Genomic DNA, 12,288 nt, shown 5'->3' with positions numbered 1-12,288 from the left:
GCCTTCGCCCGCGCCTCGGCCCCGCTTCCCCGGCCCCCGGCCCCCGGCACGGGACCGTTGTGGACCGCCGTGCCCGGCCTGGAGGGCCGACGGGCACTGGAGCGGGCGCTGCGCCCGTTGCGCCGTACGGTGACGTCCGCGCACAGCCGGGAGCTCGACGAGGAGCGGACCGCCGAGGCCCTGGTGGAGGCCGAACCCCGGCTGCCCTGCTACCGCCCGGGCCGTGAGCGTTGGCTGGATCTGGTGCTGGTCGTGGATGCCGGGGCCTCGATGGCCGCCTGGCGGCACACCGTGACCGAATTCGCCCGCTTGCTGAACGGTCTCGGCGCGCTCCGCACCCTCAGCATCCGGCTGCTCAGCGCCGACCAGGAGGGGGACGAGGAACTGCGTCTGCACGGACTCGGCCCGGCCGGCGCCGAGTACGCCCTCCCGGCGCCCGCGCTGCCACCCCGGCGGCGGGCCGTCATGGTGCTCACCGACGGAGGGGGAGCCGCATGGCGGAGCGGTGCGGCCCAACGGCTCATCACTCGATGGGGTGAACGTGTCCCGGTCGTCGTCGCCCATCTGCTCCCCCACCGCAACTGGTACCGCACCTGGATCGCCACCCATCGTTGCCGTGTCCGTACCACCGGGCCCCTCCCGTGCGGCCCGAGCTGCACGGCGAGCGTGACCGGCGCGGGCAGCACCGTGGAGTCGGCCGTGCCCGTCATCGAACTCACTCCGCGATGGCTGGCGCGCTGGGCGCAGCTGCTGACGGGAGACAGCGGCGACTGGCCGGGGGCGCGCGTGCTGCTCACGGAGAACGGCACGGAGGACGACGATCCGGGGCCGGACGAGGCCTTCCTCCCGGGCCGTCCCCCGACGCCGGCCGCCCGCGTCCTCGAGTTCCGCGCCGGCGCCTCCCCCGCGGCCTTCCGGCTGGCCCAGCACCTCGCGGTCGCGCCGCTGGACCTCGCCGTGATGGAGACGGTCCAGCACCTCACCCAACCGGGTTCACGCCCCGCCCACATGGCCGAGGTCCTCAGCTCGGGGCTGCTCGTCACCCAGGGCGGCCCACCGTCCGTCGACCCCTTCGACACGGCCGCACAGCAGTACGCGTTCCTGCCGGGCGTGGCCGAGGAACTTCTCGCCACGAGCGGGCGGTCCACCACCGCCGAGGTGATGCTGCACGTCATCACCCGCCTCGCGGCGACGGTCCCCGAGATGCGGGACCTCGCCCAGGTGCTCACCACCCCCTGGGCGGAGCGGCCGGTGACGGTACCGGAGGAGTCGGCCGGCGACTTCGCTTCGTTCATACGTGCACTGCGGGCACTGTCGGGGCCGTACCGGCCGTGGGCCGACCGATTGAGCGAGCGCGTTGAGGGCTTTGCGACACAGGACATCGACGCTGGTCCACTACAATTTGCGGGGTCATCCATGCCCGAAGAACCTGTGTCAGACCCGCGTTCAAAAACGGTCAAAGAACAGCAATCGCGGGCCGTTCCCGAACACGTGACACCGATGCCCGAAGGACAGGCAACGGCGGACAGAGGAGAGCCAGGTTCGATGAACGACGCATACGTACGCACGCTGGGGCCGGTTGAGCGGGCTATCGCCGAACGGCGCAAGGCGGGCAGCCCCCCACCCGTTTGGGGTAATGTTCCGCCTCGGAACGTTAATTTCACCGGACGGGTCCTCGCTCTCCAGGACCTGCACACACGCCTGACTCAGGGCACGACGGCGATTTTACCTGAAGCGCTGCACGGCATGGGCGGCGTCGGCAAGTCCCAAATTGCCATCGAATACGCATACCGTCATAGTTCCGACTATGACATCGTTTGGTGGATCCCCGCCGAACAACCGGCCCAAATCCGTGCCGCCTTCGTGGACCTGGCGCAACGCCTGCGGCTGCCCACCAGCGCCGAGGCCAACACGGCGGTTCCAGCTGTCCTGGAAGCCCTTCGCCTGGGCAAGCCTTACCTCAACTGGCTCCTGGTCTTTGACAACGCCGAAAGCCCGGAAACAGTCACCCCCTTCTTCCCCCAAGGCGGCACCGGCCGGATTCTCGTAACTTCCCGAAACGGACAATGGGTCAACATGGCACGGACCATCGAGGTGGATGTCTTCGCGCGCGAGGAAAGCATCGAGCTATTGCGGCGGCGAGGACCGGAACTCACCGACGAAAAAGCGAATCGACTGTCCGAGGCGCTCGGCGACCTACCCCTGGCCATCGAACAAGCCGCCGTCTGGCTCACCGAAACAGGTATGCCCGCTGAAGAATACCTCGAACTCTTCGAAGGGAAACGGGAAGAGTTCGTCAGCCGTCGCGCGGAGTTGCTTGAACTCGCCCCACCGATGGACTACCAATTGCCCGTCGCAGCGGCCTGGAATGTCTCGCTGGACCGCCTCAAGGACACCAACCCGGGCGCGCTCCAACTCCTCCAGGTGTGCTCCTATTTCGCGCCGGAGCCGGTCTCCCGCAGCCTTTTCATGGCAGGGCGGAACGCCAACCTGCCCGGCCTGCTCGGCCAGGTGCTCAGCGACCCCATCCGCCTCGGTCAGGCCCTGCGCGAGGTCAACCGCTACGCGTTGGCCCGCATCGACCACCGCACGAGCACCATCCAGCTGCACCGCCTCGTCCAGGCGGTACTCATCGACCAGATGACGGCCGAAGAGCGCGCGTCGATGCGCGAGGCGGCTCATCTGCTGCTCGCGGGGGGCGACCCGGGTGAACCGGGAGTGACCGCGAACTGGCCCCGGTACGCCGAACTGCTACCGCACATCCGGGCGTCCCGAGCGGTCGAGTGCGACAACCACTGGGTTCGGAACCTCGTCGTCAACACCGTCACGTACCTCTTCACCTGGGGTGACCACGACGCCTGCCTGGATCTCGCCCAGGACGCGCTGCGGACCTGGCGAGACAGCATCGGCCCCGACGACGCCCAGACGCTGACCGTGGCCCGCTACTGCGGACACGTCCTACGCTCGCTCGGGCGCTACTCCGAAGCGGCCCAGCTCGACGAGGACAGCCTGGAACGCCGCCGCAGGACGGTCGGCGACACCCACGAGGACACCCTGCTCGCGGCCCGGGCCGTCGCCGTGGACCTGCGCGCGGCCGGGGACTTCGCCTCGTCCGCCAAGCTCAACAAGGAGACCTACGAACAGGCGGTGCGCTCCTTCGGGGACCGCGATCCGATGGCGATCGCGGCCGCACTGGACTACGGAACGGCGCTGCGCCTCACGGGGGACTTCACCACCGCCCGGGACCTCGACGCGGTCAATCTCCAGCTCGCGGTCGACGTACTCGGCGAAGACAGTCTGAACACCATGATGCTCGTCAGCCTGCTCGCGGTGGACCTCAGAGAATGCGGCGACTACGTGGGTGCCTGCGAAATGCAGGAGAACAACTCGATCCGCTTCGAAAGGCTGGCCGGCAGCGAGACCCCCATCACCCTGATGGCGTTGCGCCACCTCGGCGAGGCACGCCGCAAGGCCGGCGACCACGAAGGCGGACTCTCGGCCTGCCTCGAAGCGTGGGAGCGCAGCCAGCGCCGCTACGGTGACACCCACCTCAACACCCTGTCCGCCGCGTCGAGTCTGGTGATCGCCCAACGCCAGGCGGATCGTCTGGACGAGTCCGTGGACCTGGGCAGGAAGACCCTGGACCAGTTGAGGGGGAGCCTCGGGGAGAGTCACCCGTTCACCTTCGGGGTCATGACGAACCTCGCGATCTCGCTGCGCCGCAAGGAACGGACCGAAGAAGCGGTGGCCTTGAACAGGCAGGCTTACGACGGGCTGGTCGGCACCGTGGGCCTGAACCACCCCTACACCCTCGCCGTCGCCGTCAACCTGGCCAGTGACCTGTTCACACTGGGAGACCCGCAGGCCGCAGCCGAGAGGGACGAGGACACACTGCGGCGTACCACTCAGGAACTCGGCGAGTCGCACCCGATGACCCTGGCTTGCGCGCTCAACCTCGCTGCCGACCTGCGTGTGCTGGGCCGGGCCAACAGGGCCGAGACCCTGTACGCCGCGACGCTGACGTCCTTGCGGCAGGTGCTTGGCCAGGAGCATCCGGCCACAACGGCCGCCACCAGGGGCGACCGGGCCGACTGCGACGCGGAGGTGTACCAGATCTGAACGTACGTCACCTCAGGCGGGGCGGTGACACGGTCACCGCCTCCTGCGGGTGCGGCCCGCCGATCCAGCCTGCCAGGGCGAACGGGTCCGCCGACGCTCCCTGGTCGGCGAGCCGCAGATACACGGCCCGCACCAACTCGGGCCGGCCCAGCAGCGCGGCCGCGGCGGAGGTGTCCCCGCGGCCCTCGGCTGCCAGGCCGAGACCTATCCAGGGACTCGACTCCTCGGGGCGGGCCATCACCTGCCGCCGGTAGTCGCGCAGGGCCGTGTCGAAGTCGCCGTCGAGCAGAGCGATGTCCGCCGAGGTGACACCCAGCGAATCCGGATGGCGACGCGACCAGGCGAGTCTCTGCGGGTCCTCCCAGCGCAGTCTCACCAGCTCGGACCGCACCGCCTTCTCCCGGGGCAGCACGTCGGCTCGCACGACCAGGTCCCCGACCTCCGGGCCCCTCGTCCGCACGCCGTCCTTCCAGCACTCGGCCAACGGTCCCACGTCCGACCGCGACGGCCGACCGTTCCGCAGCCGCCACATGCCGAGATGGTCCGCGGCGACCAGGGCGGCGTCCGACTCGACCTGCGCCGGGAGTTCCTCCTGGTACCAGCGGACCAGGTTCTCCCGCATGGAGGTAACGAACAGCGTGCCCAGCTCGGTCAGTTCGCCGGAGGCCAGAAGGTCGTCCACTACGGCGAGGGTGCTGCGTCGCCACAACGCGTAGGCGAATCGCGCCCGAAGAGCGTCCTGTCCCGACGCCGTCGGGTGGAACCGGCGCCAGAAGTCGACGATGCCCAGGTAGGCGTACGCGCCCTGGAGCAGGCCCGAGACCGGGCGCGGGTCCAGACGCCACGGCGCGTAGTGCAGCGCGCCTTCTGCTTCCCGGGACAGGGTGACCATGTCCAGCAGGGCCCCCAGTTTGATGTGTTGGAACTCGTGTACGAGGCTGACGGCCAGAGTCGTGGCGTCCAGAGGCAGCTGCATCATCGCGCTGCCGAAGGACTCGGGCGAGGTGACGCTGTAGGGTTCCCCGCTCATGACGGCTTCCAGAGGGACGAGAGAGCGGATCGCTTGCGCGAGCGCACCGGCGGTGCCGGGATGGCTGCGGACCAGCGTCTCCCAGGCCTGCTCGGTCAGAGCCTGCCATCGATTCCGGCTCTGCGTGGTCTGCGGGGCCGGCTCCCGTCCCGCCACGAAGGAGGCGTAGGGGTCGGTGTCGTCCAGGACGAGTCGGAGACTGTGCCCGCCATGCACGGCCTCGACCCGTGGAAGCGGTCGCCAGCCGTCCGTCGGCGACTCAAGGGAATCCGGCAGCAGCACGCAGGCCCCCCAGGACGAGACGACGGCCACGCAGCCGGCTCCGCGGCCCGTCCCGTACAAGGTCGCGACGTAAGGTCGCGTGGCGTCGGCGCCGGTCCGGGGGAGCCGGGCCGTCCCCAGCGACGGCAGGTGGAGTGCGCCACCGCCGGGCACGGGCACCTGGATGTGGAACTCCGCATCGGCCCGCACAGCCGCGGCGGCCGCCAGGGTGTGAAAGTACCCGGCCTCCGTCCACAGGGGGGCGTCGCTGGTTCTGACACCCCGCAGGCGTCGCAGCACGTGAGCGGCCCAGACCCCGGTGGAGGGATGCATCAGCACCCTGTCGAACGCCCCCGGGTTCTCGTACTGCACTCGGCTCAGCAATTTCCAGGCGGCGTGCACCGAGGGCAGGGGCCCCATCACGGCGGGGTCGGCCGCGATGGCTTCGAGCACCATACGGATGAGGACGAAACGTTTACTCTTCTGCGCATGGTGGAGCAGTGCGAGGGTTTCGCTGTCACCGCCGCCCGTGGACAGTTGGGCGAAGCACTCCAGCGGCAGGCGATGTACGTCGCCAAAGCCTTCCTGGAGTTCTGCGGAGAAGACAGCGGAAGATAATCGCGGCTGATTCTTCTTCCTCAACCCATGGCCTCCAGTCGGAGAAGCGAAGCCGATCTCCCCATGAAGAAGCGACGGAGCGACTCAGCAGTTCGTCCCCGTGGCCGACGCCGTCAGCGGCACCGGAAGATCGACCTGAAGAAGAATGCGCCGCACAGACTGATCAAGGTTTCCCAGAGGACACAACATCAATTCGTCCAGGGAAAGTTCAGCCACGTTCACCAGTTCTGTCGCGATGTCGTGCTCCGCGCGATTCATCCATCAACTCCCCTGTACGGTGCGGCTCTTGACCGCCCACCTCTTCCATGATGCCCGTGTACGGACAACGTGGGAAGGGGACCCTGCCCTCGCGAACGGGATCACTCGTCCCGCCCGTCACGGCACCACTCCAGTTTCACCACGAAGTTGGCCTCCGTGGCTCCGCGGGCGACGATCACCCCCGCCTCCGCCGACAATTTGATGCCGAACTCGACGCCCACCCGGTCCGGGGTCTGCGGAAGATGGCGCAGCTTTTCCCACACCGCGATGACGACCGGGCGGATCTTCTCCAGGGACTGCTGGAGACTTTCCTGGGCGATGGCCGCCACCTGTCCGGGCCGTGCGACGCGGACGATGCCGTCGGTGTCCTCCGACACCTCGACCCTTACCGACTCCCCGCCATCGATAGGAACCTCGATCACATAAGACACAGCACCCGCCCCGTTCCAGCCCGTTGAACCGGTCCGAATCAGCAGCAGGATAGAACGTATCGATGACGGTTACCGGGCCACCACGAAAACCGACGGCGGGCCGACGGACCGGACCGGCTCAACCGAGCGACAATGCGACCGGAACGTCCCGACGCCGCCACCGGCGGCCAGCCGGGTGGTGCCTCGGTTCTGCGCGTGTAGCGGGTGGTGGGGCGGGTGGAACTCGAACGGTCGTGGGCTCCTGCTCGGCCTCGTCGAGCGCGCGGAGGTCCGCGACGCCGCGGCCGCGTGGGCCGGACGGGGCGACACCGTCACCGCCCGCACGGACCGGGTGGACGTCGACGCGTTGCTCATCCGGCCCGACGGCTGTGTCGCCCTGGCCTTGCCCACCGGGCGGGACCTCGACGCCACCACGCTGGTGCGTGCGCTGGGCACATCGTTCGGCCAACCGGCCTGAGCACCGCATTAACAGTCGTCTCAGCTTCGCTCCGTAGGAAGCAGGCATCCAGATAAGCGATGCAATCCGTATGGAGGAGGCCAGTGATGGCAGTCGACGCAGCGCCGTCCGGGGAAGCGCCGGCCGGTCGGTTGGCAGGCCGGTGGGTGCCGTGGTTGGTGATTGGCTTGTGGCTGGTGCTGGCGGCGGGCATGGTGCCGCTGAGCGGGAAGTTGAGCTCGGTCACCACCGACAGCGCCGTGGACACCCTGCCGGCCGGTGCCGAGTCCACCAAGGTGGCGGTGCTGGAAGACCGTCTCCCCGACGGTGACGACAACACGTTCGTCTTCGTGTACCACCGCGCCGGCGGCATGACCGACGCCGACCGCGCGACGGTCGAGCGCCACTACAACACCCTTGCCAAGCGGTACCCGCCGAAGGCGACGGCGGCGGCCGGCGAGGATGACGAGGACTCACCGACGAGCCCCTCCACCGACCGCAAGGCGATGATGTTCACCCTCGAGGTGAGCACGGCCTACGGCGAACCGGAGACCATCGTCGGCCCGTTGCGTGACGCCACGAAGGACCGCCCCTCCGGCCTGGAACTCGACGTCACCGGCCCGGGCGCGATCGACGGCGACATGGATGCCGTCTTCGACGGCATCGACGTGCAGGTCCTCCTCACCACCATCGTCGTCGTCACGCTCCTGCTGATCCTCACGTACCGCAGCCCGGTGTTGTGGATCATCCCGCTGGTGGCCGTCGGCGCGGCCGCACTGACCTCGATGGGGACCGTCTACCTGCTCGTCAAGGGCTTCGGCATCGTGGTCAACGACCAGAACTCCGCGCTGCTGACGATCCTGGTGTTCGGCGTCGGCACGGACTACGCGCTGTTGCTCATCGCTCGATACAGGGAGGCACTGCACCACCATGAGAACGTCCGGGTCGCGATGGTCCACGCGCTGCGCGGCGCGGCGCCGGCCATCGTCGCGTCCGCGGCCACCGTGGTCGCCGGCCTGCTCTGCCTGCTCGTCGCGGACCTGAACAGCACCAGCGGGTTGGGCCCGATCGGTGCGGCCGGCATCCTGTGCGCGCTGGTGGCCATGCTGACGCTGTTCCCGGCGGTGCTCGTGGTGCTCGGCAGGCGGATCTTCTGGCCGGCCATCCCGCGGTTCAGCACGGCCGTGGAGGAGAAGCCGGGGCTGTGGGGACGGCTCGGCACCGCCATCAGCCGCCGCCGGTGGGTGGCGACGCTCGGCTCGCTCGGAGTCCTCGGCGTGCTCGCCCTCGGGCTGGCGGGCAACACCGGCGCCCTGCGGGAGCAGGACCAGTTCCTGTCGGCGCCGGAGTCGGTCACCGGCTTCACCGTTCTGCGCCAGCACTTCCCGGAGCTCGGCGGCCAGCCGATGACGGTGTTCACGCGGCCGGCGCACCAGGAGCGGGTGCTCGACGTCGTCAAGGACACTCGCGGTGTGGCCCTGGCCGTCCCGGAGCAGACCAGCGGTGGCTGGGCCAACATCTCCGTGTTCCCGAAGGACGCGCCGGACACCGCCGCGGAGTACGACACGATTCTGCGGGTGCGCACCGCCGTGCACGCGGTGCGCGGGGCGGAGGCGATCGTCGGCGGGCCGAGTGCGGAGAACCTCGACACCGAGGTGACCACCAGCCGCGACGAGAAGCTGGTGATCCCGCTGGTGCTCGCCGTCGTCCTGATCGTCCTCGGGCTGCTGCTGCGCGCGATCCTGGCCCCGCTGGTCCTGATGGCCACCGTGATCGTCTCGTTCGCCGCGGCCTTCGGCGGCAGCGTGTTCGTCTTCGACACGCTCCTCGGGTTCGAGGGTGTCGACTATTCGGTACCGCTGCTGGCATTCCTGTTCCTGGTGGCGCTCGGCGTCGACTACAACATCTTCCTGGCCAGCCGGGCCCGGGAGGAGACCGTGCGTCTCGGCACCAGAGAGGGCATGCTCAAAGCCCTCTCGGCCACCGGTGGCGTCATCACCTCGGCAGGCCTGGTCCTGGCGGCCACGTTCGCGGTCCTCGTCACACTTCCGCTGGTGATGCTGATCGAGGTCGGGTTCCTGGTGGCCTTCGGCGTGCTGCTCGACGCCCTGCTGGTGCGGTCGGTCCTGGTGCCCGCCCTCACCTTGCTGATCGGCCGGCGGATGTGGTGGCCGAGCCGGCTGTCCCGGCCGGCGGCGGAGCTGCCGGAGGGTCAACAGCCGCTCGCCGACGACGAGGAGCCCGCGCTGCAACGGTGAGCGCGGCGGCACGGACGAGATCCGGGACGGGCCTCAGGCCCGTCCCGGATCTTTTCATGGGCCCGACGGCCGCCGCCTTTGGTCCTGCGCCACGCGCCGGGGCTGGGGTCGGCGCATCGCGGTGTCCTGCCCCGACGGTGAGCCGCGCGGGGCCATGCCCGAGGGCCGCGGTCCCTTGTCCTGCGCCGCGCCGCCGGGCGGGTCAGCACGCCGCCGTGTCTTCCCCGGCGGTGGGCCGCGCGATCGGGGCGGGCGGGGCCGCGGCCGGAAGGTCGACCCGAAGCAGCGCGCCACCGCGTGCGGAGCGGGCGACGGTGGCCCCTCCGCCGTGGGCGTCGACGACCCGCTGCACGATCGACAGCCCCAGACCGGATCCCGGCAACGCCCGGGCGCTGTCGGCACGGTAGAACCGGTCGAACACCCGCGGTACGTCGGCGGCGTCGATGCCCGGCCCGGCGTCGTCGACCTCGAGCATCGCCGACGCGCCCTCGGCACGGAGCCGGACCTGGACCGGCTGGTCCGCGGGGGACCATTTGCCGGCGTTGTCGATGAGGTTGAGCACCGCCCGCTGGAGCGCAGCGGGACGCCCGCTCACCCACACAGAGGTCACGTCGAGCGCGACCTCGACGTCGGGCACGCGGGAACGCGCCCGTACCGCGGCGGCCATCACCACGTCGGCGAGGTCGAGCAGCTCGGTGTCTTCGTCGCTGACGTCACCGCGCGCCAGGTCGGTCAGCTCGGCGGCAAGGGTACCCAACTCGGCCACCTGGGCGCCGAGATCGTTGAGCAGCCGGGTCCGGCTCTCCGCCGGCAGTGCGCTGTCCAGGGTGCCGCGCCGATCGAGCCGGATCAGCAGCTCGACGTTGAGGCGCAGGCTGGTGAGCGGGGTCTTGAGCTCGTGGGCGGCGTCCTCGGCGAGCAGCCGCTGGGCCCGCCGGGAGTCCCTGAGCGCAGCAAGCATGTCGTTGATCGACTGGATCAGCCGCCGGATCTCCCCACCGCCCTCATCCGGGATGTCGGCGTCGAGATCCCGGGTGTGCGCGACACGTACCGCGGCGGCGGTCAGCCGGTCGATCGGTGCCAGCCCGGTCCGTGCCACGGTCCGCCCGACAAGGGCGCCGCCGACCACGCAGAGCAGCCCGATCAGCAGCATGCCGAACCCGAACCGGTTGATCGGGCTGTCGTCGGCGACCTGGGCCACCTGGACCGCGCCGTCGCCTGCCCGCAGCGTGTAGACGAGGTAGCCGTCCTCGTCGCTGTCGTTGGACTCCATCAGGTCGGCCGACGCACCCTGCGCCACGCGCCCGGCGTGCTCGCTGACGGGGGGCAGCGCGGGTTGGCCGGCCGGCGTCCGGGTCGAGCCGTCGGGCAGGATGACCCGCACCAGCCGACCGGATCCGGGATACGGCGGTAGCCGGACCTGCGCCAGACCGGCGCGCTGCGCGTTCGTCGCCAGGACGCGGGAGTCGGCGCGCAGCTGATTCTCGGCGGTGTCCCGCAGCTCCCGGTCCATGAGTTCGCTGGCCACCTGGAAGGCCACGAACACGCTGACCGCGATGGCCGTCGCCGCGATCACCGTCAACCTGGCCCGCAGGGACCGCCGGCGCCACCATCGGGTCAGCCGGCGCGGTTCCCGGCCGGCGGGCCTGCTCACGGAGGAGTCTCCCGCAGCACGTAACCCAGGCCGCGCAGCGTGTAGATCAATCGCGGCTCACCCTCGGCCTCCATCTTGCGGCGCAGGTAGCTCACGTACACCTGAAGGTTGTTGGCGGTGGCGCTCATGTCGAAGCCCCAGATCGCCTCGAACAGGGCGTCGCGGGTCAGGACCCGGGTCGCGTTGCTCATGAGGACCTGCAGGAGGGAGAACTCGGTCCGGGTCAGACGCAGCGGCCGCCCGCCCCGCCACGTCTCGAACCTGTCGGGATCGAGCCGGATGTCGGCGAACGACAGGATCTGCGACTCCTCGTCGGTCGGCGTGCGCCGGCGCAGCAGGGCCCGCACCCGGGCCAGTAACTCCTCGGTGGCGAACGGCTTGGGCAGGTAGTCGTCAGCGCCCGCGTCCAGCCCCGTGACCCGGTCGGAGACCTGGTCACGGGCGGTCAGCATCAGCACCGGCAGATCCCGACCCGCGGCCCGCAACCGCCGGCAGGTCTCCAACCCGCCGAGGCGGGGCATCATCACGTCGAGGATCAGCAGATCCAGCGTGTCGCCGTCGGCCCCACCGACCCCGTCGAGCACGGCGAGACCGTTGGCGACGGTGCTGGTGTCGTACCCCTCGACCTGGAGCACCCGCTCCAGCGACTCACGGATGGCTGCTTCATCATCCGCGATCATGATCCGCACGCCGGCCGCCCCCTTCCGGTCGATGTTTTTGCGGCTCATTGTCCCCGGTCAACCTGAGGCCAGGATTAGAGCGTCACTGGGGACCGCGCTCTTATTCGCGATCTGCGACCTCACGGAACTTGAGGTCCTCTACTCCGCCCGCTCCTCCGCGGACCGCGCTCGACTGAAGGCGGCACTCGACGCCCACTACGTCTGGTGTCCGATGCCGGACGGCATCTACCGCCGCTCCCGCGTGATCCAGGAGCAGCTCACTGCGAAGGGGGAACACCGCAGCGCGGGCCCGGTCACCCTCCTCGTCGCAGCCGCCGCCGAGGAAGCGGGCCTCACCCTGCTCCACTACGACCGCGACTTCGAGACCATCGCCCGGACCACGGGACAGCCGGTACGCACGATCGACCTCAGACAGTGATCCTTTTCCAACCTGACATTGGAACGCGGTAAGGACGAGGACGGCCTCGACGATCGCGGTGGCGCGGTTGGCACTGCGGCAGACTCTCCACAGCAGGCGCCGGCCCTTGAGGGCGGCGCCTGCTC

Annotated in this window: 9 protein-coding genes; 4 read left to right on the top strand and 5 right to left on the bottom strand. The window is 69.8% G+C overall.

Annotation, left to right across the window (positions count from 1 at the left end; translation table 11 throughout):
• Positions 1 to 69: 69 nt before the first annotated feature.
• A complete protein-coding gene (fxsT, locus tag K4G64_RS24700; RefSeq protein WP_308122479.1) occupies positions 70 to 4,119 on the top strand; it encodes an FxSxx-COOH system tetratricopeptide repeat protein in 4,050 nt (1,349 codons plus the stop codon).
• Between the two features lie 7 nt (positions 4,120 to 4,126).
• Here the strand turns inward: fxsT and K4G64_RS24695 are convergent, their stop codons facing one another.
• The 3 genes from K4G64_RS24695 to K4G64_RS24685 all read right to left on the bottom strand — a co-directional run bounded on the left by K4G64_RS24695 (position 4,127) and on the right by K4G64_RS24685 (position 6,708).
• Positions 4,127 to 6,052: an HEXXH motif domain-containing protein gene (locus K4G64_RS24695; protein WP_221758198.1), complete on the bottom strand. Its 1,926-nt coding sequence runs from the start codon at positions 6,050 to 6,052 to the stop codon at positions 4,127 to 4,129.
• A 60-nt stretch (positions 6,053 to 6,112) separates the two neighbouring features.
• Positions 6,113 to 6,286 carry a hypothetical protein gene (locus tag K4G64_RS24690; RefSeq protein WP_157852647.1) on the bottom strand — a complete coding sequence of 58 codons (174 nt, stop codon included), beginning with the start codon at positions 6,284 to 6,286 and terminating at the stop codon, positions 6,113 to 6,115.
• Between the two features lie 101 nt (positions 6,287 to 6,387).
• Positions 6,388 to 6,708 carry a CU044_2847 family protein gene (locus K4G64_RS24685; RefSeq protein ID WP_308122478.1) on the bottom strand — a complete coding sequence of 107 codons (321 nt, stop codon included), beginning with the start codon at positions 6,706 to 6,708 and terminating at the stop codon, positions 6,388 to 6,390.
• Positions 6,709 to 6,895: 187 nt separating this feature from the next.
• Here K4G64_RS24685 and K4G64_RS24680 point away from each other — a divergent pair, with 187 nt between their 5' ends.
• Positions 6,896 to 7,174 (top strand): hypothetical protein, encoded by a 279-nt coding sequence (locus K4G64_RS24680; RefSeq protein ID WP_221758196.1) that lies wholly within the window; start codon positions 6,896 to 6,898, stop codon positions 7,172 to 7,174.
• An 86-nt stretch (positions 7,175 to 7,260) separates the two neighbouring features.
• Positions 7,261 to 9,411 carry an MMPL family transporter gene (locus K4G64_RS24675; protein WP_221758195.1) on the top strand — a complete coding sequence of 717 codons (2,151 nt, stop codon included), beginning with the start codon at positions 7,261 to 7,263 and terminating at the stop codon, positions 9,409 to 9,411.
• 202 nt (positions 9,412 to 9,613) lie between these two features.
• Here K4G64_RS24675 and K4G64_RS24670 read toward each other — a convergent pair whose 3' ends face one another.
• The gene (locus tag K4G64_RS24670) at positions 9,614 to 11,065 is read right to left on the bottom strand and encodes a HAMP domain-containing sensor histidine kinase (protein ID WP_221758194.1); all 1,452 of its coding nucleotides are present in this window, start codon (positions 11,063 to 11,065) and stop codon (positions 9,614 to 9,616) included.
• Positions 11,062 to 11,754 carry a response regulator transcription factor gene (locus K4G64_RS24665; RefSeq protein ID WP_308122477.1) on the bottom strand — a complete coding sequence of 231 codons (693 nt, stop codon included), beginning with the start codon at positions 11,752 to 11,754 and terminating at the stop codon, positions 11,062 to 11,064. The genes K4G64_RS24670 and K4G64_RS24665 overlap by 4 nt, the downstream gene beginning before the upstream one ends.
• Here K4G64_RS24665 and K4G64_RS24660 point away from each other — a divergent pair.
• Entirely contained in the window at positions 11,744 to 12,163 is a 420-nt protein-coding gene (locus K4G64_RS24660; RefSeq protein WP_221758192.1) for a PIN domain-containing protein, read from the top strand. The genes K4G64_RS24665 and K4G64_RS24660 overlap by 11 nt on opposite strands.
• The last annotated feature ends 125 nt before the right edge of the window (positions 12,164 to 12,288 follow it).

This window comes from Streptomyces sp. WAC04114 (assembly GCF_019733245.1).
Taxonomy (GTDB): domain Bacteria; phylum Actinomycetota; class Actinomycetes; order Streptomycetales; family Streptomycetaceae; genus Streptomyces; species Streptomyces massasporeus_A.
This window is presented reverse-complemented; position numbering and strand designations above follow the sequence as displayed.